The sequence below is a fragment of the Sphingomonas sp. genome (genome assembly GCF_048594985.1).
Lineage (GTDB): Bacteria > Pseudomonadota > Alphaproteobacteria > Sphingomonadales > Sphingomonadaceae > Sphingomonas_I.
In genome coordinates this window covers 1-25,262 of record NZ_JBMDXG010000348.1, presented here as the reverse complement: position 1 = coordinate 25,262, position 25,262 = coordinate 1, and the positions used below count along the sequence as shown (strand labels likewise).

The following is a 25,262-nucleotide window of genomic DNA, read 5'->3' as shown; positions in this document are numbered from 1 at the left end:
AGAGGATGCGCAAGACAACGATAGCCCTGCTGGCGGCTGCGACGGTCATCAGCGGCTGTTCGACCTATGGTGGCGGGGCCGGCGGGCGGCCCAATTACCGCATGTACGACTACAACCACCCCGACCCGGCCTATGGCGACTATTATGCCGACCGTTATTACCGGGATGATGCACGTTACCGCGAGCGCCGGCTGAGCCGGAACGACCGGGTCTATCGCGGGCAGGACGGGCGTTATTATTGCCGCCGCAATGACGGGACCACGGGTCTGATCGTGGGTGGCATCGCGGGCGGCGCGCTCGGCGCGGCGCTCACCTCCGGGCGGTCGGAAGTGCTGGGCGTGCTGCTCGGTGCGGCTGGTGGCGCGGCGGCGGGCCGGGCGATCGATCGCAACCAGGACGTACGCTGCCGCTAGCCGAAACGTCGGATCACGACGGGCGGGGCCCCCTTACAGGGCCTTCGCCCAGATCCGGTCGTCGAACGCGATCGCGCCAACGTAGAATTGCTGGCCGTAGCCCGTATCGGCGAACCCCTGTCGGGCATAGAAACGCTGTGCCGACAGGTTGCTGGTGTAGACGCACAGGAGCAGCCGGCGCGCACCCCGATGACGTGCCTCCTCCTGCACGGCGGAGATCAACGTCTCGCCCCACCCGCCCCCTCGCCAGGGGTCGAGCACGTAGATGCGCTTGAGCTCCAGGTCGGACGCGTCATGGGCGCAATCGACCTCCGGCGGCGTCATCACCGCATAGGCGATCGGGGCACCGAGCGTCGTCTCGACCAGCCAGATGGCGCAATCCGGATCGGCGAGCAGCGCCGAATAACGCTCCACGCTATGCTCTTTCGCGACATGGTCGACCAGCGCGTCGCCGGGATGATCGTGGGCGAAGGCGAGCAGGAAGGTCGCGCCGCCGAGCAGCGACAGCCGCCCCGCATCCGCCGGGCCGGCGCGACGCAATTGCGGTTCATTCACGCAAATTCGGGCCCGAGCTCGGGATCGAGATCGCGCGGACGCACGAACCGCGTCAGCGCGCCGTGTCCCGGCGCGATGTCCGCCCATGACGCAACATCGAATTGCAACTCGGCGAGGCTGCCGGTCGGATATTTGCGCGCGACCTCGCCCCGCGCCCCCTCCTGGTCCTGCGGTACGAGCAGCAGGACCAGCTGTTCGAGTCCGGGATTATGGCCCGCGAGCAGCAGGCTGTCGGCATCGTCCGGCACGTCGCGCACCACGTCGAGCAGTTCATCAGGCGAGGCGAGGTAAATGCGGCGCTCCCATACCGGATCAAGGCTGCGGCCGTAGCCCGCCGCCACTTCCTCCAGCGTTTCGGCAACCCGCGTGGCGGGGGAGGCGATGACCGCGTCGAATTGCAGCCCTTCGTCGCGCATGTGGCGGCCCACGGTGCGCGCGGCCCTCCGCCCCTTGGCGTTGAGCTGGCGATCGAAATCGCGCGCGGCCTCGGGATCCTCCCCCGACTTGGCGTGGCGCAGCAGCGTCAGCCTCTTCATCCTTACCCCGGCAAAATCTCTCCGCCGACAGAGTGCCCGAAAGGCGCGGTGGAGGAAAGCCGCGTCGCGACTCGGCTCACCGCGTACTCCATCGTGACGCGCGTGATGGGGACGCCGCGTGGGAAGGCATCGAGCAGGCGCGACGGGGTCGCGGCCGACAGCAGCACGAACATGCCGCGATCGTCGGCCCGGCGGATCAGCCGGCCGAATGCCTGCGCCAGCCGCGCGCGCACGATCCGGTCGTCATGCGCGGTTCCGCCGCCCACGGCGCGTCGCGCGGCGTGAAGCGTGGTCGGGCGCGGCCATGGCACGCCTTCCATCACCACCAGCCGGAGCGACTCGCCGGGCACGTCGACGCCGTCGCGCAGCGCGTCGGTGCCGAGCAGGCTGGCATGCGGATCGTCGCGGAAGATATCGATCAACGTGCCCGTGTCGATCGGGTCGACATGCTGCGCGTAGAGCGGGAGCCCCTCGCGCGCCAACCGGTCGGCGATGCGGGCATGGACCGCACGCAGCCGCTGGATCGCGGTGAACAGGCCCAGCGCCCCGCCACCCGCCGCCTCGATCAGCCGGGCATAGGCCCCGGCCAACGCGGCCGTGTCGCCGCGCTTGATGTCGGTGACGATCAACACCTCGGCCTGGCCCGCATAATCGAACGGCGAGTCGACCGCGAAGCGCATCGGCTGACGATCGAGATGCAATGCTCCGCTGCGCGCGTCGGCGGCGTCCCACGTCTCGCCGCCCCGCAGGGTGGCGGAAGTGACGAGCAGGCCGTGCGCGGGCTTCAGCACCGTTTCCGCGAGCGGGCGGGTCGGGTCGAGCCAATGACGGTGGAGGCCGATATCATATTCGCGCCCCTCGACCCGGTCGACCACCAGCCAGTCGACGAAGTCGGGATCGACCGGGCCGCCGATCCGGGTCAGCAGCGCGATCCACCCGCCGAGCATCGCCGCGCGATGGCCCAGCCCGTAAATCGCGCCATCGACCCGCGCGCGCGCCGCGCTGTCGAGCCAGTCGGTCGCGTCCTCCAGCACCGCCTGCAGGCGCGCGCGCAGCCGTGCCATCGGGCGGACCAGCGCCTCCAGCGCCTCGGCGGCCGGTGCCGCCGCCTCGATCAGCGCCGGGTCGAGCTCGGCCGCCGGCGTCTCGATCGCCTAGCCAGCATCGGCGGCACTCGCGCGGGCGTAGGTGGTCGCGCGCGCCGCCGCGAGCAGCGTCTCGACCGGGCCGAGCGGCAGCCCTTCCGCCAGCCGGCCGAGCCAGCCGTCGCCCGGCAGTTCGCGCGCCGCTGCCACCGCCTGTTCGATCGCGCGCGCGCCTTCCTCGTCATAGGAGGCGACGTCGAGCAGACGTGCCGCCAGCCCCCGCCGCCGGCCGCGCGCCTTCGCCTCCGGGCCCATGATCCAGCGCCGCAGCTCGATCGCTTCCTGTCCGGTGAGCGCGGTCGAAAAGGTCGAATCGGCGGCATCGAACAGGTGATGCCCCTCGTCGAACACGATCCGCTGGAGCGCGCGTCCCTCCAGCCGGCGGCGCTCGGCGACGATCATCACCAGCGCGTGGTTGGCGATGACGATGTCCGCCTCGTCGGAGGCGCGCGCCGCGCGTTCGATGAAGCATTTCCGGTAATGCGGGCAGCCGGCATAGACGCACTCGCCGCGCCGGTCGGTCAGCGCGGTCGATCCGGCGCGGCGGAACAAGGTCGGGAGCCAGCCGGGCAGGTCGCCGCCGACCATGTCGCCGTCGCGCGTATAGGCGGCCCAGCGCGCGACAAGCTGCGCCAGCACCGCCGCGCGATTCTGGAACCCACCCTGCAGGGCATCCTCCAGATTAAGCAGGCAGAGATAATTTTCGCGCCCCTTGCGCACCACGACCTTGCGCCGCCGCTCCGCCGGGTCGGGAAAAAGCCGCACGGTCTCCGCCGCGAGCTGACGCTGAAGCGCCTTGGTATAGGTCGAGATCCAGACGGTGCCGCCGGCGCGCGCGGCATGGAGCGAGGCCGGCGCCAGATAGCCGAGCGTCTTGCCGATGCCCGTCCCGGCCTCGGCCAGCAGCAGGTGCGGGCGTCCTTCGTCCTCGCGCGGATCGAATGCGCGGGCGGCGGCGGCGGCATAGTCGCGCTGGCCCTCGCGCGGCTCGGCGCCCTGCCCGACGAGGCCGGCGAGATGGTCGAGCGTTTCTTCCTCGTCCAGCCGGTGCGGGCGCGGGTCGGGGCGCGGGGCGCTTTCCTCCCACTGCGGCAATTTGGAGAACAGCCAGCGCTCGGCTTCGGCCGGCCGGGGAATGCGCGTCGCTGCCAGCGCCGCCCACGGCCAGCGTAAGCGGCCGAGGCCCTGCGCGGCGGTCCACGCGCCTTCGCGCTCGGGCCAGTCGGCCTGTGCGAGCGTCGCGAGCAAGGTGTTGGCCGCGCATCGGAGAAATGCAGGGGCGTCCGCATCGTCGGCCGGGGGGGCAAGGCCCAGCGCGCGCGCCAGGCCAGCCGGGGTGGGAACGGCGAAGCGCGCCGGGTGAACGAAGGCGAACAATTCAAGCAGGTCGAGTCCCGACAGCTCGCTCAAGCCCAGCCGCGCCGCGACCAGCGGAGCGTTGAGCAGGATGGTCGGCGTCTCGGCCGCGAACGCGGTCGCGGCGCCGCGCCCGATCGCGCGCGTGTCGCCGTCCGGCGTCGCGAGCCAGATGCCGCCATGCGTGGCGTGCAGCGCGGGCAGATCGATCGCGGGGTTTATCACGAAGCGTAAACTGGCACCGCTTCAGCCGCGAAGCGCGGCGACGAACGTCTGCACGTCGGGCAGCCGATCGAAATGGATGTTGCCGTCAATGTCGGCCGAGGGATCGCCCGGCACCAGCACCACCGCCGCATTGCCGTATCCGCGCGGATCGACCTGCCCCAGAATGCCGCCCATCACCCGCTCAAGCCCGATTTCCATCAACGGGCGGCGCGACCAGGGCAGGCTCCACAGGATGCGGCGGTCGGTGACGGTCAGCCGCACGAACGGCGCGCGCAGCACCGCCAGCAGGAAGCCGGGATAACGACGCAGCAGGAGCAGCACGACGCCGATCACCAGCCCGCCGAGCAGCGCGCTCGCGCCGATCGAAAAGAGATAGTCGCCCGTGCTGATCGGATGCGGCCACCAGATCGCCCACAACAGGATGGTAAGCGTCCACACCTGCAGCCCCGCGAACGTGCCCACGGCAAGCGTGCCCGACGGCAGCGCGCGCAGGCCTGGTCGCGCCTCGTAGGCGGTTCGTTCCGCCATCCGCTCGGGCCGGATCACGCGCAGCGCGGGCAAGGCGTGGCCCGGGGGCAGGATCTCCATCGTCCACCTCTCCTTCTCGGAAAGCGCTTTGCACCGGCCGGCGCCTTCCATAAGGGCTGGATGCCAAGGCTATTAGATTATGGAACAAATGACAAACGAGCTTCGCGAGGCCGCGCTCGCCTCCAAGGCGTGGCCGTATGAGGAGGCACGCAAGCTGCTCGCGCGCTATCCCGACGGCACGCCGGCCAAGGGGCACATCCTGTTCGAAACCGGCTACGGGCCTTCGGGCCTGCCGCATATCGGCACCTTTCAGGAAGTCTTGCGGACGACGATGGTGCGCCGCGCCTTCGCCGCGCTGTCGGACATCCCGACCCGCCTGCTCGCTTTCTCGGACGACATGGACGGGCTGCGCAAGGTGCCCGACAACGTGCCCAACCGGGAGATGCTGGCCGAACATCTGGGCAAGCCGCTGACCCGCATCCCCGATCCGTTCGGCAAGTATGAAAGCTTCGCGCACCACAACAACGCGATGCTGCGCGACTTCCTCGACCGCTTCGGCTTTGACTACGAGTTCGCGTCCTCGACCGAATATTATCAGGGCGGCCGCTTCGACGAAGCCCTGCGCGGCGTGCTGCGCCATTACGAAGCGATCATGGGCGTCATGCTGCCCACTTTGGGTGCGGAACGGCGCGCGACCTATTCGCCCGTGCTGCCGATCAGCCCCAAGAGCGGGGTGGTGCTGCAGGTGCCGGTCGAGGTGGTCGATGCGGAAGCGGGGATCGTCGCCTTCGTCGACGAGGGCGAACGGATCGAGCAGTCAGTACTCGGCGGGCGCGCCAAGCTCCAGTGGAAGCCCGACTGGGGCATGCGCTGGGCCGCGCTCGGCGTCGATTACGAGATGCATGGCAAGGACCTGATCGACAGCGCGCAGCTTGGCGGGCGGATCTGCCAGATCCTCGGCGGGCGCAAGCCCGAGACGTTGGTCTACGAGCTGTTCCTCGACGAGCGCGGCGAGAAGATCTCCAAGTCGAAGGGCAACGGCCTGTCGATCGAACAATGGCTGACCTACGGCCCGCCCGAAAGCCTCGCTTACTTCATCTATCGCGAGCCCAAGCGCGCCAAGCAGCTCCATCTCGGCGTGATCCCGCGCGCGGTGGACGATTACTGGAAATCGGTCGCCGATTATCCGGGGCAGGGGCTGCCGCAGAAGCTCGGCAATCCCGTCCACCACATCCATGATGGCGCCGTGCCGGCCGCGCCGTTGCCCGTGACGTTCGGGCTGCTGCTCAACCTCGTCGGCGTGATCGGCGATGCCGATCCCAGCGTGGTGTGGGACTATCTGCGCGCTTATCATCCGGGCGTGGAGCATCCCGCGCTCGACGCGCTGATCGGCCACGCGCTTGCCTATCATCGCGACGTGATCGCGCCCACGCTCCGGCGGCGCGCGCCGACGGCGGAGGAGGCGGTCGCGCTCGGCGATCTCGACGCCCGGCTCGCCACGCTCGGGCCCGACGATCTGGCCGCGACGGCGCAGAACGAGGTCTACGAAGTCGGCAAGCGTCATTACGGGCAGGAACGGCTGCGCGACTGGTTCAAGGTGCTGTACGAAACGCTGCTTGGGTCGGAACAGGGACCGCGCATGGGCAGCTTCATCGCGCTTTACGGGCTCGCCAACAGCCGCGCGCTGATCGCCGAAGCGCTTGCCAGGGCTGCGTGATGGATCGTTTCACGGGCGCGATCGGTTGATCCTTTCATGAGGATGCCTACCCCGATCGCGGCCGTGATGCTCGTCGCGGCGCCCGTCTGTGCCGCGACGCCGCGCGAGCTGCTGACGCAGGCCGCCTTCGCCACCACCGACAAGGGCGTCGCGCGCAAGCTCGTTGATCAGGCGCTGGCGCAGGCGGAGGCCGAACTGCGCGCCGATCCCAGGGATCGCGAGGCGGTGCTGCAGCGGGGGGTGGCGCTCGGCTATCGCGCAAGGCTCGCCCGTTCGCCAGGCGACGCGCGCGCCGCGCGCCACGTGTTCGAACAATTCGCCGCCGCCTTCCCGCGTGACCCCGAAGGGCAGCTTGCGCTGGCGGCCTGGCATCTCGACACGGTCGACATGGGCTTTCTCGCGTCGACCCTGCTCAAGGCACGCAAGGAAACGGGGCTGGAGGCGCTCAACCGGTCGGTCGCGTTGGGCGGCAGCCGCGCCTTCTTCAATGGCTTCGCAGCCCTGCTCACGATCCGGCACGACCCCAAGGACGTGGCCAAGGCGCGCCAGCTTGCCGAGCGTGCGGTCGCGGGCGCGGCGCCCACCCCGATCGACCGGATCGCACGGCGCAATGCGGAGGCGGTGCTGATCCCCCTTCGCAACGGCGATGGGCGTGCCGCCGCCCAGCTTGCGCGGACGCTCATGCCCTTCGGCCGGATCGACTAGGCACGACCGGCCCATCGGCTGCCGCAGAGTCACGCGCCAAGGGCCGGGCGTCGCCGCCCGGCCCCGTACGCTACGCTACTGACAAACCGAAGCTTTAGTAGAAGAAGCCCGAATAGCTGCGGACGACCAGGCCGCTGCGGACGTTCACCAGCACCACGTCGTTGCCGTAGCGCACCCAGCGCTGGGCGGCGGCGGGACGCGGCAGGTGGTAGCGATAGGGATCGACCCAGTAACGCTGGCCGTAATAAGCGGGCTGGAAGCGATAACCGGCGGCAACCGGGCGATAGCGATAGCCCGACGGGCCATAATAGCGGCCGGCCCGGTAGAGCGCGGGGTTGCGGCGGCGATAATCGCGCCAGTCGTCGCGATATTCGCGGCGGGCGTCCTGATAGTCGCGCCGCGCCTCGCGAACGTCGCGTCGATCCCCATGACGAAGCGCTTGCTGGTAATCGCGCCGCTCGTCGCGGATCTCTCGGCGGTCATGGCGTAGTTCGGACGTCTGGGCCTGGGCGACGGTCGGCATGACAGTGGCGGCGGCCAGCAGCGTGGCGAGAATTGCTGTACGCATCATCTTCTCCTCGGACCTCATGTCGGCGGACACCGGGGGGCGGCTCCGTCGAATACTTATCTATTGCTGATTCGGTGAACCGATTTGGAATCTGTTGGTCAGCAACCGGAAAGGATTGGCGCGGCGTTTCTTGGCCGAAACGCCGCGCCAGCGATTACCAGAAGAAATCCTGGATCGTGTCGATCACTTCGCCGGTGTTGATGTCGACCAGCAGCACGTCGTCATAATAGCGGACCCACCGATAGGGGCCCGAGACGGGCGGCAGGCGATAGTCCCACGGATCGGCCAGCCAGTAGCTGGACGTGTAGAAGAACGGCTGGAGGAACGCGCCCCGATAGAAGGGGCGATAGCCATAGCCCCACTGGCGCGGCGCGGCGTAGCGGAAGCGGTAGATCGATCCGTGCGTGTTGCGCCACGAACGCCAGTCATAGCGGCGGTCGTTGCGCCAGTCGGCGCGGTACCCCGGGCGGTTCCAGCCATTGCGGCCCCGGTCCCAATCCCGATCGCCGTTCCAGCGACGGTCCCCGTCCCAGCGGCGGCCATCCTGCCAACGCCGGTCATTGTCCCCGCGTCGCGCATCGGCCCAGCGGCGCTGCTCATCGCCGCGCCAATCGCGGCGGTCGACGCGGCGGTCATTGTCCCATCCGGGGCGGCCGTCGGGCCGGTCGGGGCGGCGTGTCTGATCGCGGCGCCCGTCGCCGTCCCAGCGCCGCCGGTCGTCGGACCGGTCCCGGTTCCAGCGCGCGGCGTCACCGCGATCGGGGCGCGGCTGGCGAAAGTCGGGTGCCATTTGCGCCGTGGGCGCGCCGGCGGCGGGCGATGCGGGACGTGCATCCGGCCCGCGCGGGCGGTCGGGTGGCGCCATTCCGCGGCCCGCTTCGGGCTGCCAGCGGCGTTCGGGCCGCTCCGCCGTCGGCGTGGGCCGCGATTGCGCGCGTTGCCAGCGGTCAGGCCCGCCGCGTGAATAGGCCTCCGTCTGCGTCGAACGGCCCCGCTCCGGGCGCGCGTCGGGATTCTGGGCGGGAAGGACCGCCGGAATGCAGGCGATCAGGGTGGCGGTGGCCAGCAGACTGCGACGCAACCTCTCCATGTCTTGTCTCCTCGCCGGGTGCGGACTCGCCCCGGCATGGCGCTTTGTGGTCCGCTGGCGCTGATCGAACGCTGAACTCGCTTGTCAGCATCCAGAAAGTTAGCGGCGTGGCGGCGGGGAGAGAGCAGGGACGGCGGCGGCGGCATCCTCGGGATCGATATGCGGCGGCGGGGCGGCGGTCAGCGCGCCGCCGGTTCGCATCGCGCCCGCCGCGCGCTGAATCGCGCGGCGGATGCGCGGATAGGTGCCGCAGCGGCAGAGGTTGGTGATCGCCTCGTCGATCTGCGCGTCGCTCGGCGACTGCGTGCGGGCGAGCAATGCCGCGGCGGCCATGATCATTCCCGACTGGCAATAGCCGCATTGCGGCACGCCCTCGGCCACCCACGCCTGCTGGAGCGGATGGCCCCGGTCGTTCGACAGGCCTTCGATCGTGGTCACGAACGCGCCCTCGATCGCGCCGATCGGCACCTGGCACGAGCGGCGCGGCACGCCATCGACATGGACCGTGCACGCGCCGCACTGGCCCGCGCCGCAGCCATATTTGGTCCCCGTCAGATTGGATGCGTCACGGAGCGCCCACAGGAGGGGCGTCTCCGGGTCCATCCGGTAATGGATGGGCTCGCCGTTCACGGTGAAGCTGGTCATGCTTCGCCCGTCTTAGAAACCACGCCGTGCCTTGGAAAGCGCCGTCGCCCGCTCAGCGCGCGCGGCGGACGAGGGGGCGGCAGGGGGGGAGGCCCAGCACCTTCATGTCGCCGCAGCGGCGCGCCTGGACCGATCCGTCGGGGCCGATGAAGACGCCATAATCGAAGCGCGGATCCTTCAGGTCGCACTTGGCGCGCCACATCATCAGGTTGCCCCACGGTCCCTGGCGCGCGGCGGCCTCGACCCGGGTGCATTGCAGGCCCGAATCGAGGATCGAGCCGCGCAACGCGGCGCGGCGTGGAATGTCGGGCAAGGCGGCGAGCTGGTCGCTCGCCGGATTGGCGATGGTGATCGCGGCGAGCGGGCCGGATGCCAGCGCGGCAACGAGCAGGGGCAGGCAAGCGCGCATCATGATCTCCTTCATCCCTCCATCAGGTCAGCCGCGTCCGCGATAGCCGGGAACGCCCTGATCCGGCAGCCACAGCCCCTCGGGCGGGGCGCCCGACTGCCAGAAGACATCGATCGGGATGCCGCCGCGCGGATACCAATAGCCGCCGATCCGCAGCCAGACCGGCTGCATTTCGGCCACTAGACGCTCGGCGATGCCGACCGTGCAATCCTCGTGGAACGCGGCATGGTTGCGGAACGATCCCAGGAACAGCTTGAGTGATTTCGATTCGACAATCGTCGCGGCGGGCGCGTAATCGATCACGAGATGCGCGAAATCGGGCTGGCCGGTGACCGGGCAGAGCGAGGTGACTTCGGGCGCGGTGAAGCGGACCAGATAGGGCCGGCCGGGGCGCGGGTTGGGGACGTAATCGAGCACCGCCGCCTCGGGCGAGGCGGGCAGCGGCGACGTCTGGCCGAGATGCGTGATAGACATGGCCGCCATGTAGGCGAGCAGGCGGCGTTCGTCATCCGGCAAGGGGCGGTTGCGGACGTCGCCGCGGCGGGGCACAGGGCATGCATGAACGCGCCGCCCGTTAAACCCCGCGGGGTTTTCAACATATTCTCCAGAAATCCGACCGTGGGGTTGCGGATTGCGCGCACATGGATGGTCGCGGGTTCGCTGATCGCGTTGCTCGGCCTTGCCATGTCCGTCGCGCATTTCGGATACGGCGTTGCGATCGAAAACAACGATACGGGCCTGCCGGCCACCACCGACGAGGTTTTGCTGACCACATCTTTGTTGGGTGGCGGCGGCCTGCTCTTTGTCACCCTGGGCTATTTCCTTCGCCGCAAGCTGCTCGGACAAAAGAGAAGCGGTTAAGTCCCGGATCGGCGCGGACTCGACACGGGAACAAATCGGGATCAGGTGTCTGGCGTGATTACGCTCGCGCCTGTCCTCGGCGACCAACTCTCGCTCGGCCTGTCATCGCTGGCCGGGGCCGATCCGGGTTCCACGGTCATCCTGATGATGGAGGTGGCGGAAGAGACGGGCTATGCCCGCCACCACAAGGCGAAGATCGCCTATATCCTGTCGGCCATGCGGCATCATGCCGAAGCGCTGCGGGCCGAAGGGTGGCGGGTCGATTATGTCCCGCTGGACGATCCCGACAATCAAGGCAGCTTCACCGGGGAGGTGGCGCGCGCGGTCGCGCGGCATGCGCCCGACCGGATCGTCGCGACCGAGGCAGGCGAGTGGCGCGTGCAGGCGATGCTCGAAAGCTGGGAGACATTGTTCGGGCTGCCGGTCGAGATCTGCCCCGACGACCGGTTCCTCGCCCGTCACGCCGAGTTCGACGCCTGGGCAGAGGGACGCCGCGAGCTGCGGATGGAATATTTCTACCGCTCGATGCGCGTCAGGACCGGGCTGTTGATGACACCCGAGGGCGAGCCCGAAGGCGGGCGGTGGAATTACGATACGGAGAATCGCAAGCCGGCCAAGGCCGACCTGCTGATGCCGCGCCCGCTGTCGTTCACGCCCGATGTGGTGACGGAGGAGGTGCTGGCGCTGGTCGCGGCGCGCTTCGCCGATCATCCGGGCAGCCTCGACGGCTTCGTCTATGCGGTGACCCGCGCCGACGCCGAACGCCAAGCCGACGCCTTCTTCGCGCACGCTTTGCCCGAATTCGGGCCGTACGAGGATGCGATGCTGACCGGCGAGCGCCATTTGTGGCACTCGATCCTGTCGCCCTACCTCAATTCGGGACTGCTCGATCCGCTCGATCTGTGCCGGCGCGCGGAGGCGGAGTATCGCGCCGGGCGCGCGCCGCTCAATTCGGCCGAGGGCTATATCCGCCAGATCCTCGGCTGGCGCGAATATATGCGCGGCATCTACTGGCGCGAGGGGCCGGATTACGTCGCGCGCAACGCGCTCGACCATCGGCGCGCGCTGCCCGCTTTCTACTGGAGCGGGGAGACCGACCTGTTCTGCCTGCGCGAGACGATCGGGCAGACGCTGGCGACCGCGCACGCGCACCACATCCAGCGGCTGATGGTAACGGGCAATTTCGCGCTGCTGATCGGCGCCGATCCGGCCGAGGTGCATCGCTGGTATCTGGAAATCTACCTCGACGCCTATGAGTGGGTCGAGCTGCCCAACACGCTCGGCATGAGCCAGTTTGGCGACGGCGGGATCATCGCGTCGAAGCCGTATATCTCGTCAGGGGCCTATATCGACCGGATGTCGGATTATTGCGGGCAGTGCCGCTACGACGTGAAACAGCGGACCGGGCCCGATGCCTGCCCGTTCAACGCGCTCTACTGGGATTTTCTCGCGCGGCATCGCGAGCGGTTCGCGGGCAATCAGCGAATGCGCGGGCCGTATCGAAACTGGGACCGGTTCGACGACGCGACGCAGGCGGCGATCCGCGCTCAGGCGGCCGGCTTCCTCGCGCACCTCGACGCGGAGGCCGGCGGATATTAGGCCCCATGCCATGAGCGAGCATGAGGGCAAAAGGCCGGGCACCCGGCTGGTCGAGGCGGGGCGGCGCAAGGCGTGGACGCAGGGCATCGTCAACCCGCCGGTATGGCGCGCATCGACCATCCTGTTCGACGATGTCGCGGCCTTGCGCGCGGCGATCCGCCAGCCCGACGCGGGGCTGTATTACGGCCGGCGCGGCACGCCGACCCAATGGGCGCTGGCCGACGCGCTGACCGAACTGGAACCGGGGGCGGCGGGCACCACGCTCCATCCGTCCGGCGTGGCGGCGATCACCACCGCCCTGCTCGCGCTCCTGGAGCCGGGTGACGAATTGCTGATGGTCGATACGGCATACGAGCCGACGCGCGTCTTCTGCGACGGGATGCTCGCGCGGATCGGCGTCACGACCCGCTATTACGATCCGGGCGTGCGGGGTGCCGCGATCGACGCGCTGTTCTCCGAACGGACGCGCGCCATTTTCCTCGAAAGCCCCGGCAGCCTGACGTTCGAGGTGCAGGACGTGCCCGCGATCTGCGCGGCGGCGAAGGCGCGCGGCGTGACGACGCTGATCGACAATACCTGGGCGACGCCGTTGCTGTTCCCGGCGATCGCGCATGGCTGCGACGTGTCGATCCTCGCCTGCACCAAATATGTCGTCGGCCATTCGGACGTGATGCTGGGATCGGCGACCGCGGTGCCGGGCGTGTTCGAACGCATCCGGCGGATGGGGCAGGCGCTGGGCCAGCATGTCGCGCCCGACGACGCCTTTCTGGCGGCGCGCGGCCTCAGGACGATGGGCGTGCGGCTGAAGCAGCATGGCGAGAGTTCGGTCGCGATCGCGCGCTGGCTGGAGGCGCAGCCGCTGGTGGCGATGGTGCTGCACCCTGCGCTGCCCGGCTGTCCGGGCCACGAACTGTGGGCGCGCGATTTTGCGGGGAGCGCCGGGCTGTTCGCCTTCGCGATACGCGGCGACGATGCGGCGCGGGTCCGGCTGGTCGACGCGCTGACCCATTTCGGGATCGGCTTTTCGTGGGGCGGTTATGAGAGCCTCGCGCTGCCGATCGACCCCGAACGCGCGCGGACGGCGGTGCCGTGGGCGTCGCCGGGGCCGATGATCCGCCTGCAGATCGGGCTGGAGGACACGGACGACCTGATCGCCGATCTGGCAAAGGCGCTGGAGGCAGCGATGGAATGAGAACATAATAAGATCAAAACAAAAACAAAGCTTGACATCGCGCCGCTGTTCGTGCATAAGGCAGGAACGCTGAGGAAGTGTAGCCGACGGGATCGGCACCGGGCCGGACGATCGCGAGATCGCCGGCCTTTTTCGTGTCCTCGGCGGATCGAGCGAGGCGGCGGAATGACACAGGAGGCGGATGCGTCGGCCAAGGCCGTGCGCCGAGACGAGGCGAATGGCGAGACGGCGGGCAGCGTCGGCGCTTGGGCGGAGGCTCAAGCGGGGACCGGGATTGCGCCCGAGGCGGATGCGGTAAGCGGGGGCGAAACCGGAGCGGGGATCGAGGATGTCGTCGGCGCGGAGATCGGCGAGGGGATGGCGACCGGAGCCGGGCCGAAGGAGGGTAGGAAAAGCGCAAAGCCCAAGAAGGCGGCGCGCAAGCGCAAGCCCAAGCGGATCGCATGGAGCGCGCGGCGCGAGCGGATCTTCCTGGAGACGCTGGCGCAGACCGCCAAGGTCGCGGCGGCGGTACGCGCATCGGGCCTGTCGGACAGCAACGTCTATCGCCATCGCCAGTGCGACGAGGGGTTCCGCGGCCGCTGGGCGGCGGCGCTCGCCGAAGGGTTCGAGCGACTGGAGGCGATGATGCTCGACCGCGCGCTCAACGGGGTGCGCAAGTCGGTCTGGTATGGCGGCAAGCGGGTGGGGACGATGACCGAATATTCGGACCGGACCGCGCTTGCCCTCCTCGCCCAGCATCGCGGCGCGGTGCGCGATGCGGGCGTGCCGGCGCACGACATGTCGACGGACGAATGGCGCGCGCATTGGGACAGGCGCTTCAAAGGCATGCGCCGGCGGATGGGTCTGGAGGAATAGCGGTCGGCCGAGGGGGGGCAGATCGATGATCGGCCTCGCTCGCACGGGCGTCGCCACGGCGAAGACCGTGCTTCGACAAGCTCAGCACGAACGGTCGGCGCGGTCAGCTGAGGATCGACCGGCTCCGGGCCGTCGCGTGGTCCTCCGGATGCCTGCCGGTCGCTCGGAAAGGCGTCGGTCAGGGCCAATACCGACAATTCCAGAAGGGGCGTCCGGTCGGGCGCCCCTCGTCAGGCCGGTGGCCTGCCACCTCCCCCATGCCGGGGAGAATCGTGCCCGGCGGGACCATCCATCCCGCCGGGCTTTTTCATGCGGGAGACAGAGGATGGACGGAAGCAAGCCTGCGATACGGTCGCTGACGGTGGTGTCGGCGGGGCTGTCGGCGCTGGTCAGCCTGTTGGCGGCGCTGGGCGTGGCGGTCGATCCGGCGGTGGCGGGACAGGCGATGGACGGAGCGGTGCAACTGCTGTCCGCCGTGCTCGCGATGGTCGCGATCGTCGGGCGGTTGCGCGCCACCACGCGGATCGGCCGCGATGGCTAAGCGGGGATTCGCGATGCTCGCGGCGACGGCGTTGCTGGCGGGCGGATGCCGTGCGCCGGGCGGCCTGCCGACCCCGACCTCCGGCGCGGTGATTGCCGGCGGGCTGCGCGCGGCCGAGCTGGCCTTCGCGGCGGCGGCGGGCGCGGCGGAGACGGCGGTGGACAATAAGCTGATGACGCGAAGCGCCGCCGCGCGTGCCGCCGCCGACCTGCTGCGCGGCCATGCGGCCCTGATGGCCGGGCGCGCGGCGGTAATGGCAAGCGGCGTCGCGCAGGGCGAGGGCGACCAGCGGCTGGCGGCCGCAAACGATGCGCTCGCGGCGCGGGTCGTCGCCAAGCTGGCGGCAGTCGAAGGCTAGCCTCAAATCGGCGGCCGGATCTTCCGTTCGCATTGCGCCTGTCGGGGTGGCGCCATGCGTTCGGCATCCGCGTCGCCAAGGTGAAAAGCGGTGCTTCGACAGGCTCAGCACGAACGGATTGGGATGGGGCGGCGTGGCGCCAGTCCGCATTCTGCCAGAGCCTATCACACGAAAACATGCGGGGGCGGATGGAGAGGATCGAACACACCGCCGGCCTGTCGCCGGTGGAGCGGCTGGCGCTCGACTGGGGACAGATGGGCGAGGCGTGGACCAGGGCGCATGACGCGGCCTTTTTCCGCGCCTTTGCCCACGACTGGACGCAATGGGCGCGCGCGGAACAGCTGCCGCCCGGGGGCGACTGGCGGACGTGGCTGATCCTGGCGGGGCGCGGCTTCGGCAAGACGAGGGCGGGGGCGGAATGGGTGCGCGGCCAAGCCGAGGCGGACGGATCGCTGCGCATCGCGCTGGTGGCGGCGACCTTGGCCGAGGCGCGCGCGGTGATGGTCGAGGGCGATAGCGGCCTGTCGACGATCGCGCCGCCCGACGCGCGGCCCAAGTTCGAACCGTCGCTGCGCCGGCTGACCTGGCCCAACGGCGCGCGCGCCCAGTTGTTCGCGGCGAGCGAGCCCGAGGCGCTGCGTGGGGCGCAGCACCATCTCGCCTGGTGCGACGAGATCGGGAAATGGCCGGCGGCGGACGCGACCTGGGACAATCTGGCGATGGGGCTGCGGCTGGGCGAGCGGCCGCGCACGGTGGCGACCACCACGCCGCGCCCGGTGAACCTGGTCCGCCGCCTGATCGCGGCCAACGACAGCGTGGTGACGCGCGGAAGGATGCGCGAGAATCGCGCGCACCTGTCGCCCGATTTCATCGCACGGATGACGGAAACCTACGCGGGCACGCAGCTCGGCCGGCAGGAACTGGACGGCGAGCTGCTGGAGGAGATCGAGGGCGCCTTGTGGAGCCGCGACCTGATCGAGCGGCAGCGGCGTAACGCCGGGCCGACCGAGATGCGGCGCGTGGTGATCGGGGTCGACCCGCCGGCCGGCGCGGGCGCGGGAAGCGATGCGTGCGGGATCGTCACGGTCGCGCTCGACCCGGCAGGTTGTGGTCATGTGATCGACGATGCGAGCGTGCAGGGCGCTTCGCCCGAAGGATGGGCGGCGGCGGTCGCGGCGGCCGCGCACCGCTGGCGCGCCGACCGGATCGTGGCCGAGGCGAACAATGGCGGGGCGATGGTCGAAAGCGTGCTGCGCGCGGCGGACGATACGCTGCCGGTGACGTTGGTCCATGCCAGCCAGGGCAAGGTGGCACGCGCCGAGCCGGTGATGATGCTCTACCAGTGCAAGCGGGTGTTCCATGTGGGCGCGTTCCCAGCGCTGGAGGACGAGCTGGCCGGGCTGATGATCGGCGGCGGCTATGAGGGGCCGGGACGATCGCCCGACCGGGCGGATGCGTTGGTGTGGGCGCTGACCGCGCTGATGCTGGACAAGAAGAGGGTCGAGCCCGCGATTCGGCGAATCTGACGTGCGGAGACGAGGTCGGGGCTTCGACAGGCTCAGCCCGAACGGGGGGTGGCGCGGGCGGTGTACGCCTGGCCGGACACCAAATTCGAGGAGAGATTATGCGATTGTTCGGGAAGCGGCCGGCCGTACCAGCGCGGCCGGCCCTGGTGCGTCCGGCGGGCGGGGCGGTGCGCGGCGACTGGCCGCGATCCTATGACGGCCAGCTGCGCGACGCCTATCTCGCCAACCCGATCGCGCAGCGCGCGGTCCGGATCGTGGCGGAGGGGGCGGGCGCATTGCCGGTCTATGCGCAGGACGATGCGCACGACGCGGCGGCGGTTTTGCTGCGCCAGCCGGACTTGATCGAAACGATCGCGGCACAGCTCCTGCTCCACGGCAACGCGTTCGTGCAGATTGCGGGCGATGCCGACGGGGTGCCGGCCGAACTGTTCGCGCTGCGGCCCGAGCGGGTGACGATCGAGCCCGACGCGCGCGGCTGGCCCGCCGCCTATCTCTACCGCGCGGGCGAGGCGGCGATGCGACTGCCCGCGCACGACGGCGCGGGGCGGCCGGCGCTGGCGCACATCCGCGCGCTGAACCCGGCCGACGACCATTATGGCGTGGGCGCGCTGGGCGCGGCGGCGGGCGCGGTCGCGGTCCACAATGCGGCGGCGCGCTGGAACAAGGCCTTGCTCGACAATGCGGCGCGGCCGTCGGGGGCGCTGGTCTATGAGGCGGGCGAAGGCGCGGCGCTGTCGGCCGAGCAGTTCGATCGGCTGCGCGGGCAGATGGACGCGGAATTTTCGGGCGCGGCCAATGCCGGGCGGCCGATGCTGCTCGAAGGCGGGCTGAAGTGGCAGGCGATGAGCCTGACGCCCGCCGACATGGATTTCGTCGGGCTGAAGGCGGCGGCGGCGCGCGAGATCGCGCTCGCCTTCGGTGTGCCGCCGATGCTGCTCGGCCTGCCGGGCGACAATACCTATGCCAATTACTCGGAGGCGAACCGCGCGCTGTATCGCCTGACGATCGTGCCGCTGGCGGGCAAGATCGTGAGCGGGCTGGCGGCGGCGCTTGGCGCATGGTGGCCGGGGCTGACCCTCGCGATCGATCTCGACGCGGTGCCCGCGCTGGCGGCCGACCGCGCCGCCTTGTGGGCGCAGGTCACGGCGGCGGACTTCCTGAGCATCGACGAGAAGCGCGCGATGCTCGGCTTCGGAAAGGGAGGATGATGCTCGACACGGAGGCGATGCTGGCGCGGCTGGTCGCGCAGGCGGAGAGCGAGGGCGCGAGCCTGGTGACTTTGCGCGCGCTGGCCGAGGAGGCGAGCGAGGCGGGGGCGGAACGCGCGCTCGGCCGGCTGGGCTTAAGCGACGAGGGCGCGCGCGGCGACCTGGGCGAGCTGCGCCAGCTGCTGGGCGCATGGCGCGACGCCAAGCGCTCCGCGCGCAACGAGGTGGTCAACTGGCTGGTGCGGATCAGCCTCGCGCTCCTGCTGATGGGGCTGGCGGTAAAATTGGGGCTCGTCGCGATGGTGCGCGGGGCATGAGGTTCGCGGGCTATGCGGCGCTGTTCGACCGGGTCGATCGCGGCGGCGACGTGGTGCGCCGGGGCGCGTTCGCGCGCGCGGTCGCGGCCGGGCCGGCGGGCGTGCCCCTGCTGTGGCAGCACCGGCCGGGGACGCCGATCGGGCGGATCGAGCGACTGGCCGAGGATGCGCGTGGCCTCCGCGTGATCGGGCGGGTGAGCGAGGGATCGGCGGCGGGGCGCGAGGCGGCGGCGCTGCTGAAGGACGGCGCGGTCGGGGGCCTGAGCTTCGGCTACCGCGTGCGGGGCAAGCGCGAGGGCGCGCAACGCGAACTGACCGATCTCGACCTGGTCGAGGTGAGCCTCGTCACCCTGCCGATGCAGCCGGCGGCGCGGGTGCATGCGGTGGAGCCCATGGCGCAGATAGATTAAGACGATGGCGATGCGACGCGCGGTTCTTCTTGTGGCGATAATTCTCGCGGGGTGCGATCGCCACGCGCCGCCGATCGCGGCCTACGTTAACCCGATCGACGGGTACGCCAGAATCCTTCCGCTGGAAGTCCTCGGTATCCATTCCTGCGCGAAGGAGCGCACGGCGAACGGTAAAACCGTCATCGAGGGGATCCCCTTCGACCAATGCTATAAAATGCTTCCGGCAAAGCGGATGCGGGGAGTATGGCTCGACGAGTTCGAGGGGTCGCGCTTCTTCGAGGACGTGGACCATCCCGATCAAGTGATCGCAGCCTTACGGCACGAACGTGACGCAAAGCTCTGGCCGTTTGGCGAGTGGCTTGGATGGGGCAAGGCGCGAGAGCCGGAAACGCCCCCACGCAGTCGGATGGTTCTGATCGACTTCGTCGGTCGAAGAACCGCTGTTCCCGGAAGCTATGGTCATGGGGGAGGCTCTAGGAGCGAGGTGTTGGTCGATAAGGTGCTGTCGGCCAGGGTAATCTACCGAGCTAAGGGTAATTATCTAGACGACGAGATCTGAGACCGACGTCGTTGTCGCAGCGAGTTTTCCAGGGCGTCCCGCACATGAGCGGGGCGCCCTTTCTTTTTGTCCGAGGAGAATGGGATGTACGAGACGAAATCGGTCGATCCGCTGGAGGCGTCGTTCGACGCGGTCGCGGCCGGCGAGGCGGTGGGCGAGCTGCGCGCGGAGATGGCGCAGCTGAAGGCGCGGATGGACGCGGCCGCGGTGGCGGGCGCGCGGCCGGCGCTGAGCGGGGCGAGCGCCGGCGGCGAGAGCGGGGCCAAGGCATTCGTCGACACCTATCTGCGCAAGGGGATCGAGGGCGGCGTCGAGCTGAAGAGCATGAGCGGCGCGAGCGGGGGCGAGGGCGGCTATGCCGTGCCGCGCGAGATCGACGAGGCGATCGATCGCACGCTGACCGCGATTTCCCCGATCCGGGCGATCGCCAACGTGGTGACGGTCGGGAGCGCGGGCTATCGCAAGCTCGTCACGACCGGCGGCACGCCGTCGGGCTGGGTCGCCGAGACCGACGCGCGGACCGAGACCGCGACGCCGGTGTTCCGCGAGGTCGCGCCGCCGATGGGCGAGCTCTACGCCAATCCGGCGGCGAGCCAGGCGATGCTGGACGATGCGGGGTTCGACGTCGAAGGCTGGCTGGCGGGCGAGATCGCGACCGAATTCGCGCGGGCCGAAGGACAGGCGTTCGTCGCGGGCAACGGGACGAGCAAGCCCAAGGGCTTCCTGACCTATCCGACCAGCACCGACAGTGACGCGACGCGCGCGTTCGGAACGCTGCAATATGTGGCGAGCGGGGCGGCGGGCGGCTTCGCGGCGGCGAACCCGCAGGACCGGCTGGTCGACCTGGCCCAGTCGCTGCGCGCGCCGTACCGGCAGGGGGCGGCGTTCGTGATGAATTCGGCCACCTTGTCGGCGATCCGCAAGTTCAAGACCGCCGACGGCGCGTTCCTGTGGCAGCCGGGGCTGGCCGAGGGGCGGGCGGACACGTTGCTCGGCTATCCGGTGGTCGAGAGCGAGGACATGCCCGACATCGCCGCCAACGCGCTGGCGATCGCGTTCGGCAACTTCAAGGCGGGGTACCTGATCGCCGAGCGGGCCGAGACCGCGATCCTGCGCGATCCGTTCAGCCATAAGCCGTTCGTCCACTTCTACGCGGTCAAGCGCGTGGGCGGCGCGGTGATCAATTCGGAAGCGATCAAGCTGATGAAGTTCGCCGCCGCCTGACGGCGCGCGCCCGACCCGGCCGGCGGCGCGATCGCCGCCGGCCCCATTTCCGGGAGACAGACATGGCCGATCCCTTTTCCAATGTCGCGGACGCGCCGTTCGCGCCCGCGACGCGCGCGGTTGCGATCACGCCGCACGACACCGCCCCGCTGCCCGACATTCCCAAGGGATTGTTCGTCGGCACGGGCGGCACGATCGTGATGCGGGGCGCGCGCGGCGGCGCGGACGAAGCCTGGCGCAACGTGCCGTCGGGCACGATCCTGCCGTTCCGCGCGCAGTATGTGCGGGCGAGCGGGACCACCGCCGCCGACCTGCTCGCGCTCTATTGACGATGATCGGAATCCTGATCGCGATCCTGTCACGCCGCCCGGACGGCGGCGGGGCGGGACCGGCCGCGCGACTGCTGCGCGAGGATGGCGGCCGCCTGCAGAACGAAGCGGGCGGCGCGCTGCTGCTGGAGTAACATCATGCCCGATACGAAGATTTCGGCGCTCGCCCCCGCTTCGGCGCTGGCGGGCGGCGAAGCGGTGCCCGCCGTCCAGGGGGGCGCCACCGTCCACCTGACCCCGGCGCAGATCCTGACCTACGCGCTCAGCCAGCCCGCGATGCACGAGGCGATCGGCGGCGCGGTCGCGCTGACCCACCCCGGCTATGTGTCCGGGTTGAGCTATTGCCCGCCCTTCACGATTACGCCTGCGCCAATGACGGTGGCGGCGGACACGCTGTATGCGGTGCCGATCCCGATCACGCAGGCCTGCGCGATCGCGTCGATCGGGCTGCGCGTCACGATGGGCGCGAGCGGGAGCGCGCGGGTCGGCCTGTATGCCGACGATCGCGGCCCGGGCGTCAAGGTCGCCGAGGGCGCGAGCGCGCCGAGCACGGGATCGGCCGCGTCGATCGAGGTGGCGCTGACCGAGCCGGTAGCGCTGGCCCCCGGAATCTACTGGCTCGCGATCCACGCGAATGCGCCCGTCGCACTGCAGGCCAATGCGGCGACCGAGCGCGGGCTGACCTGGCTGGTCGGCGCGACCGGGCCATACGGATCGATCAACAATGTGATCGGGGGCGTGACGGCCAATGCGGCGGTGCCATTTTCCGCCGGGTTGCCCAACGCGTTCGGCGCCTGGTCGCCGGCCGGGCGTGTCCCCCTGCTGTCCGTCACCATCGCCTGAGGAGAGACGCGCCATGGACGAACCCGCCATCCTGTACGAGCGTGACGGCAGTGTGCTGCTGACCCTGGGCGATGCGGTGCTGCGCGTGCCCGCCGGCTGGACGCCGGCCACGCTCGACGCGGCGGCCGCGGCCTTCTTCGCCGCCGCCTGACACCCCCCATCAACGGAGGACAATGATGATCCTTTCCGCAGGCGTCGCATGCGCGGCGCCGGCCGTTCCGCCTGCGTGCGGGGCGGGGCTGACGCGCGCCGACGCGATCGTCCCGCCCGTCCCCGCCGTCGCCACGGCCAAAGCCTATCTGCGCATCGATGGCGACGCCGACGACGCGACGCTGGCGACATTGGTGGCGGCGGCGATCGGCCATGGCGAGGCCTTTACCGGCCAGATGCTGATCGCGCGTGACGTCGTGGAGCTGCTGCCCGCATCGCCCGCGTGGCGGCGGCTGGCGCGGACGCCGGTGAGGGCGATCACCGCGATCGAGACACCGGACGCCGACGCAGAGCCGTTGCCGGTCGACAGCCATGCGTTCGGCATCGATGCCGGCGGTGACGGCTGGGTGCGCCTGACCGCGCCGATCACGGGTGGACGGGCGCAGGTGCGCTACGTCGCGGGCCTGGCGGAGGCGTGGGAGGCCCTGCCCGAACCGATCCAGCAGGGCGTGATCCGGCTGGCAAGCCATCTCTATGCGCATCGCGACGCGGCCGACGAGGGCGCGCCGCCGGCGGCAGTCGCCGCGCTGTGGCGCCCGTGGCGCAGGATGCGGCTGGCATGAGCGGCTTTGCGGGAATCCTGCGCGAGCGGGTGGTGCTCCAGCGGCGGAGCGAGAGCCGCGATGCGCTCGGCGCACTGGGCGACGATTGGACGGTGATCGACGTGGTGTGGGCGAGCGCGCGCCCGGTCGGCCATGGCGACGCACATGTCGGACAGGCTCTGGACGCGCGGCCGCTGTGGCGGGTGAGCCTGCGCCCGTGCGACGTGCGCGTGGGCGACCGGATCGAGCGGCTGACCCACTCGGTCGACGTGACGCGGGTGATCGCCGACCCGGCGCTGCCCGACCGCGTCGTCGCGATCGGGGAGGAGGTGCGATGATCGGGCGCGCGGTCGATGCGCTGACGGCGGCGGCAAGCGAGGCGCCGCCCGACGTGACGATCGAGCGCCTGCCCGAGGGCATCCGCCTGACGGGGCCGGGCCTGCTGCGGCGATGGGCGGCGGATCCCCGGCTACACCATCTGGTCGCGGATGCGGCGCGGAGGATGCGATGAGCGCGGCTGCGGAAATGCAGGCCGCGCTGGTGGCGGCGCTGGCCGGGGCGGAGGGGGTGAGCGAGATCGCGAGCGGGGTATTCGACGGGCCACCGGTGCGTGCTGCCTATCCCTACCTCACGATCGGCGACGGGTTCACGACCGACTGGAGCCACAAGACCGGGCGCGGGCGCGAGCACCGGCTGACGATCGCGATCTGGGACGAAGCGGGCCGCGCGGCGCGGCTCCACGGGCTGGTCGGCGCGGTCGAGGCGGCGATCGAGGCGCTGCCGGCGAACCTGCCGCATCACCGCATCGCGAGCCTGATGCTGATCCGCAGCCGCGTGCTGCGCCCGGCGGGCGGGCCGTGGACGGGCATGGTCGAATATCGCGCGCGCACGCTGGAAGCGTGACGCGCGCAGTTCATGAAGGAGACGGACATGGCGGCGGAAAGAGGCAGCGCGTTCCTGCTCAAGGTCGGCGACGGGGCGGCGACGCCGACCTACGCGACCGTGGCGGGTCTGCGCACCACGCAGCTTTCGATCAACGGCGAAAGTGTCGCGATCACCAACAAGGGTTCGGGCGGATGGCGCGAACTGCTGTCCGGCGCGGGCACGCGCAGCGTGTCGGTGGCGGGCGCGGGGGTCTTCACCGGATCGGCGGCCGAAGCGCGGCTGAAGGGCAATGCGCTGGCCGGCACGCTCGACGATTATGAATTGTCGTTCGAGGGGGGCGAGCGGATGCGCGGGCGCTTCCTGCTCACGCGGCTCGATTATGCCGGCGATTTCAACGGGGAACGTAGCTACACGCTCGCGCTGGAAAGCTCGGGCGCGGTGACGAGCCTGTGAGCGCCAATCCGGCGCGCGGCGAGGCGGCCCTCGCGATCGACGGTGCGGTGCTGGTGCTCCGCCCGAGCTTCGCGGCGCTGGTTGCGGCGGAGGAGGAACTGGGGCCGCTGTTCGCGCTGGTCGAGCGCGCGGCGGCGGGGTCGCTGCGGCTGGCCGAGGTGGCGGCGCTGTTCTGGCACTGCGCCCACGAAAGGCCCGAGGCGCTGACGCGCGTCCGGCTGGGCGAGGCGATCGTCGAGAGCGGGCTGGCGGCGACCGCCCCGGCGCTGCGCACGCTGATCGGCGAGATCCTGAAAGGGCGATGAGCGCGCGGATCGCGGCGTCGGCGGCGCGGCTGGCGGGGGTGGCGGGCGCGCTGCTCGGCTGGCGGCCAGCCGAGTTCTGGGCGGCGACGCCGAGCGAATTGCATGCGGTGATCGCGGCGCTGGCGGGCGAGCGGCCCGCGCCGCCGCCAGCCGACGCGATCGCGCGGCTGAAGGAGATGTTTCCGGATGGATGAGGAAATCGACAGCCTGGTGATCGGCGTGCGCGCCGGCACAGGCGGCTTCGCGCGCGACGTGGCGGAAATGCGCGCGACGCTGACCGACGGATTGGGGAGCGGGGCGGACCGCGCCGGGCGATCGATCGAGACCGCGCTGGCGCGCGCCGTGCGTGGCGGCAAGCTGGAGTTCGACGATCTGCGCGCGGTGGCGCTGCGCGGCCTGAACGAGATTGCCAGCGCGGCGCTGCGCAGCGGGATCGGCGCGACGGGCGGCGGCGGGTTGACGGGGCTCGCCGGCACGCTGCTGACGGCGGTGCTGGGCCTGCCCGGACGCGCGACCGGCGGCCCGGTCACGCCGGGCGCCGCCTATGTCGTGGGCGAGCGCGGCCCGGAAGTGTTCGTGCCGACCAGCAGCGGCGCGGTGCTGCCGGCGGCGGAGCGCGGAGCCGCACGCGATGTTCGAGTGTCGATCACGGTCAACGCAACGCAGGGCGAGGCCCCGCGCGCGCTTGCCCGATCGGGCCGGCAGGTGGCGCAAGCTGTGGCGCGCGCGCTGCAGGCGGCGGAGGGCTGAGGCGATGGGGTGGAGACTGGCGCCGGCTGGCACGCGCCCGACCGAAAGCTTTATCAAGAGGTTCGACCCGCGCTTCTGGACGGTCGACTTTCCGCGTCCGATGATGGCGGCCGCGACGACGGGGGACGCGGGCACGCTGACGGCCGACGCGACATTCTACCGGCGCGACGACCTGGCGGGCCTGATCTGGGAGGCGGAGGACCGGCACGACCATCCGCTGCTCGCTTATGAGACGGATCGCGATTTCCGGGGATGCCGCCTGCGCTTCCGCTGGCGATCGAGCGGGATCAAGCCGCTCGATGCGGTCGACGGGCCGACGCTGACGAACGAGGGACGCGCTGCGGGCGGCGCGCCGCGCGCCGGGGAAGTACCGCTGTTGTACAATTCCGAGGGCGCGCCC

The 25,262-nt window shown here is 70.4% G+C and carries 36 protein-coding genes and 1 pseudogene; 28 read left to right on the top strand and 9 right to left on the bottom strand.

Annotation, left to right across the window (positions count from 1 at the left end):
* The first annotated feature begins 5 nt into the window (after nt 1-5).
* Nucleotides 6-413: a hypothetical protein gene (locus ACOJSF_RS14490; RefSeq protein WP_420142903.1), complete on the top strand. Its 408-nt coding sequence runs from the start codon at nt 6-8 to the stop codon at nt 411-413.
* Nucleotides 414-446: 33 nt separating this feature from the next.
* Here the strand turns inward: ACOJSF_RS14490 and ACOJSF_RS14485 are convergent, their stop codons facing one another.
* The 4 genes and pseudogenes from ACOJSF_RS14485 to ACOJSF_RS14470 all read right to left on the bottom strand — a co-directional run bounded on the left by ACOJSF_RS14485 (nt 447) and on the right by ACOJSF_RS14470 (nt 4,818).
* Entirely contained in the window at nt 447-953 is a 507-nt protein-coding gene (locus ACOJSF_RS14485; RefSeq protein ID WP_420142902.1) for a GNAT family N-acetyltransferase, read from the bottom strand.
* Nucleotides 954-964: 11 nt separating this feature from the next.
* Nucleotides 965-1,504 carry a SixA phosphatase family protein gene (locus tag ACOJSF_RS14480; protein ID WP_420142901.1) on the bottom strand — a complete coding sequence of 180 codons (540 nt, stop codon included), beginning with the start codon at nt 1,502-1,504 and terminating at the stop codon, nt 965-967.
* Nucleotides 1,505-1,506: 2 nt separating this feature from the next.
* Nucleotides 1,507-4,230: pseudogene (locus tag ACOJSF_RS14475) on the bottom strand (ATP-dependent DNA helicase).
* A 21-nt stretch (nt 4,231-4,251) separates the two neighbouring features.
* Nucleotides 4,252-4,818, bottom strand: a complete 567-nt coding sequence (locus ACOJSF_RS14470; RefSeq protein WP_420142900.1) for a hypothetical protein — start codon at nt 4,816-4,818, stop codon at nt 4,252-4,254.
* A gap of 88 nt (nt 4,819-4,906) precedes the next feature.
* Between ACOJSF_RS14470 and ACOJSF_RS14465 the strand changes: the two genes are divergently transcribed.
* A complete protein-coding gene (locus ACOJSF_RS14465) occupies nt 4,907-6,475 on the top strand; it encodes a lysine--tRNA ligase (RefSeq protein ID WP_420142899.1) in 1,569 nt (522 codons plus the stop codon).
* 36 nt (nt 6,476-6,511) lie between these two features.
* Nucleotides 6,512-7,180, top strand: coding sequence for a hypothetical protein (locus tag ACOJSF_RS14460; protein WP_420142898.1), 669 nt, complete (start codon nt 6,512-6,514; stop codon nt 7,178-7,180).
* 94 nt (nt 7,181-7,274) lie between these two features.
* Here the strand turns inward: ACOJSF_RS14460 and ACOJSF_RS14455 are convergent, their stop codons facing one another.
* From ACOJSF_RS14455 to queF, 5 genes are all read right to left on the bottom strand, one after another.
* Nucleotides 7,275-7,748 carry an RcnB family protein gene (locus ACOJSF_RS14455; protein WP_420142930.1) on the bottom strand — a complete coding sequence of 158 codons (474 nt, stop codon included), beginning with the start codon at nt 7,746-7,748 and terminating at the stop codon, nt 7,275-7,277.
* 154 nt (nt 7,749-7,902) lie between these two features.
* Nucleotides 7,903-8,838 (bottom strand): RcnB family protein, encoded by a 936-nt coding sequence (locus tag ACOJSF_RS14450; protein WP_420142897.1) that lies wholly within the window; start codon nt 8,836-8,838, stop codon nt 7,903-7,905.
* A 99-nt stretch (nt 8,839-8,937) separates the two neighbouring features.
* A complete protein-coding gene (locus ACOJSF_RS14445; protein WP_420142896.1) occupies nt 8,938-9,483 on the bottom strand; it encodes a (2Fe-2S)-binding protein in 546 nt (181 codons plus the stop codon).
* Nucleotides 9,484-9,535: 52 nt separating this feature from the next.
* Entirely contained in the window at nt 9,536-9,895 is a 360-nt protein-coding gene (locus tag ACOJSF_RS14440; RefSeq protein WP_420142895.1) for a hypothetical protein, read from the bottom strand.
* Nucleotides 9,896-9,919: 24 nt separating this feature from the next.
* Nucleotides 9,920-10,366, bottom strand: coding sequence for a preQ(1) synthase (gene queF, locus ACOJSF_RS14435; RefSeq protein WP_420142929.1), 447 nt, complete (start codon nt 10,364-10,366; stop codon nt 9,920-9,922).
* An 84-nt stretch (nt 10,367-10,450) separates the two neighbouring features.
* Here queF and ACOJSF_RS14430 point away from each other — a divergent pair, with 84 nt between their 5' ends.
* The 25 genes from ACOJSF_RS14430 to ACOJSF_RS14310 form a co-directional block, all read left to right on the top strand.
* Nucleotides 10,451-10,753 (top strand): hypothetical protein, encoded by a 303-nt coding sequence (locus tag ACOJSF_RS14430; protein ID WP_420142894.1) that lies wholly within the window; start codon nt 10,451-10,453, stop codon nt 10,751-10,753.
* 54 nt (nt 10,754-10,807) lie between these two features.
* The gene (locus ACOJSF_RS14425) at nt 10,808-12,352 is read left to right on the top strand and encodes a cryptochrome/photolyase family protein (protein ID WP_420142928.1); all 1,545 of its coding nucleotides are present in this window, start codon (nt 10,808-10,810) and stop codon (nt 12,350-12,352) included.
* A gap of 10 nt (nt 12,353-12,362) precedes the next feature.
* On the top strand, nt 12,363-13,544 hold the full coding sequence (metC, locus tag ACOJSF_RS14420; protein WP_420142893.1) for a cystathionine beta-lyase: 1,182 nt from the start codon (nt 12,363-12,365) through the stop codon (nt 13,542-13,544).
* A 165-nt stretch (nt 13,545-13,709) separates the two neighbouring features.
* On the top strand, nt 13,710-14,402 hold the full coding sequence (locus ACOJSF_RS14415) for a hypothetical protein (RefSeq protein ID WP_420142892.1): 693 nt from the start codon (nt 13,710-13,712) through the stop codon (nt 14,400-14,402).
* Nucleotides 14,403-14,727: 325 nt separating this feature from the next.
* Entirely contained in the window at nt 14,728-14,943 is a 216-nt protein-coding gene (locus ACOJSF_RS14410; RefSeq protein ID WP_420142891.1) for a hypothetical protein, read from the top strand.
* A complete protein-coding gene (locus ACOJSF_RS14405) occupies nt 14,936-15,301 on the top strand; it encodes a hypothetical protein (RefSeq protein ID WP_420142890.1) in 366 nt (121 codons plus the stop codon). Before ACOJSF_RS14410 ends, ACOJSF_RS14405 begins: the two co-directional genes overlap by 8 nt.
* Before the next feature lie 254 nt (nt 15,302-15,555).
* Nucleotides 15,556-16,827 (top strand): DNA-packaging protein, encoded by a 1,272-nt coding sequence (locus ACOJSF_RS14400; protein WP_420142927.1) that lies wholly within the window; start codon nt 15,556-15,558, stop codon nt 16,825-16,827.
* Nucleotides 16,828-16,925: 98 nt separating this feature from the next.
* The gene (locus ACOJSF_RS14395) at nt 16,926-18,035 is read left to right on the top strand and encodes a phage portal protein (RefSeq protein ID WP_420142889.1); all 1,110 of its coding nucleotides are present in this window, start codon (nt 16,926-16,928) and stop codon (nt 18,033-18,035) included.
* A complete protein-coding gene (locus ACOJSF_RS14390; protein ID WP_420142926.1) occupies nt 18,035-18,352 on the top strand; it encodes a DUF6127 family protein in 318 nt (105 codons plus the stop codon). The genes ACOJSF_RS14395 and ACOJSF_RS14390 overlap by 1 nt, the downstream gene beginning before the upstream one ends.
* Nucleotides 18,349-18,762: an HK97 family phage prohead protease gene (locus ACOJSF_RS14385; protein ID WP_420142888.1), complete on the top strand. Its 414-nt coding sequence runs from the start codon at nt 18,349-18,351 to the stop codon at nt 18,760-18,762. The genes ACOJSF_RS14390 and ACOJSF_RS14385 overlap by 4 nt, the downstream gene beginning before the upstream one ends.
* 4 nt (nt 18,763-18,766) lie before the next feature.
* The gene (locus ACOJSF_RS14380; RefSeq protein ID WP_420142887.1) at nt 18,767-19,321 is read left to right on the top strand and encodes a hypothetical protein; all 555 of its coding nucleotides are present in this window, start codon (nt 18,767-18,769) and stop codon (nt 19,319-19,321) included.
* An 84-nt stretch (nt 19,322-19,405) separates the two neighbouring features.
* Nucleotides 19,406-20,545 (top strand): phage major capsid protein, encoded by a 1,140-nt coding sequence (locus ACOJSF_RS14375; RefSeq protein WP_420142886.1) that lies wholly within the window; start codon nt 19,406-19,408, stop codon nt 20,543-20,545.
* A gap of 62 nt (nt 20,546-20,607) precedes the next feature.
* The gene (locus ACOJSF_RS14370) at nt 20,608-20,874 is read left to right on the top strand and encodes a spike base protein, RCAP_Rcc01079 family (RefSeq protein ID WP_420142885.1); all 267 of its coding nucleotides are present in this window, start codon (nt 20,608-20,610) and stop codon (nt 20,872-20,874) included.
* Nucleotides 20,875-20,876: 2 nt separating this feature from the next.
* Nucleotides 20,877-21,008: a hypothetical protein gene (locus tag ACOJSF_RS14365; protein WP_420142884.1), complete on the top strand. Its 132-nt coding sequence runs from the start codon at nt 20,877-20,879 to the stop codon at nt 21,006-21,008.
* A 4-nt stretch (nt 21,009-21,012) separates the two neighbouring features.
* On the top strand, nt 21,013-21,717 hold the full coding sequence (locus ACOJSF_RS14360; protein ID WP_420142883.1) for a hypothetical protein: 705 nt from the start codon (nt 21,013-21,015) through the stop codon (nt 21,715-21,717).
* Nucleotides 21,718-21,730: 13 nt separating this feature from the next.
* Entirely contained in the window at nt 21,731-21,868 is a 138-nt protein-coding gene (locus tag ACOJSF_RS14355; RefSeq protein ID WP_420142882.1) for a hypothetical protein, read from the top strand.
* A gap of 22 nt (nt 21,869-21,890) precedes the next feature.
* The gene (locus tag ACOJSF_RS14350; protein WP_420142881.1) at nt 21,891-22,490 is read left to right on the top strand and encodes a head-tail connector protein; all 600 of its coding nucleotides are present in this window, start codon (nt 21,891-21,893) and stop codon (nt 22,488-22,490) included.
* The gene (locus tag ACOJSF_RS14345; protein WP_420142880.1) at nt 22,487-22,807 is read left to right on the top strand and encodes a head-tail adaptor protein; all 321 of its coding nucleotides are present in this window, start codon (nt 22,487-22,489) and stop codon (nt 22,805-22,807) included. The genes ACOJSF_RS14350 and ACOJSF_RS14345 overlap by 4 nt, the downstream gene beginning before the upstream one ends.
* On the top strand, nt 22,804-22,980 hold the full coding sequence (locus tag ACOJSF_RS14340) for a hypothetical protein (protein WP_420142879.1): 177 nt from the start codon (nt 22,804-22,806) through the stop codon (nt 22,978-22,980). The genes ACOJSF_RS14345 and ACOJSF_RS14340 overlap by 4 nt, the downstream gene beginning before the upstream one ends.
* On the top strand, nt 22,977-23,372 hold the full coding sequence (locus ACOJSF_RS14335; protein ID WP_420142878.1) for a DUF3168 domain-containing protein: 396 nt from the start codon (nt 22,977-22,979) through the stop codon (nt 23,370-23,372). Before ACOJSF_RS14340 ends, ACOJSF_RS14335 begins: the two co-directional genes overlap by 4 nt.
* Nucleotides 23,373-23,399: 27 nt before the next feature.
* Nucleotides 23,400-23,807, top strand: coding sequence for a phage major tail protein, TP901-1 family (locus ACOJSF_RS14330; protein WP_420142877.1), 408 nt, complete (start codon nt 23,400-23,402; stop codon nt 23,805-23,807).
* Nucleotides 23,804-24,112: a gene transfer agent family protein gene (locus tag ACOJSF_RS14325; RefSeq protein ID WP_420142876.1), complete on the top strand. Its 309-nt coding sequence runs from the start codon at nt 23,804-23,806 to the stop codon at nt 24,110-24,112. The genes ACOJSF_RS14330 and ACOJSF_RS14325 overlap by 4 nt, the downstream gene beginning before the upstream one ends.
* Nucleotides 24,109-24,306: a phage tail assembly chaperone gene (locus tag ACOJSF_RS14320; protein ID WP_420142875.1), complete on the top strand. Its 198-nt coding sequence runs from the start codon at nt 24,109-24,111 to the stop codon at nt 24,304-24,306. Before ACOJSF_RS14325 ends, ACOJSF_RS14320 begins: the two co-directional genes overlap by 4 nt.
* The gene (locus ACOJSF_RS14315) at nt 24,299-24,862 is read left to right on the top strand and encodes a tail tape measure protein (RefSeq protein WP_420142874.1); all 564 of its coding nucleotides are present in this window, start codon (nt 24,299-24,301) and stop codon (nt 24,860-24,862) included. The genes ACOJSF_RS14320 and ACOJSF_RS14315 overlap by 8 nt, the downstream gene beginning before the upstream one ends.
* 4 nt (nt 24,863-24,866) lie before the next feature.
* A partial coding sequence (locus tag ACOJSF_RS14310) for a non-contractile tail sheath protein (RefSeq protein WP_420142873.1) occupies nt 24,867-25,262 on the top strand: 396 nt, incomplete at its 3' end.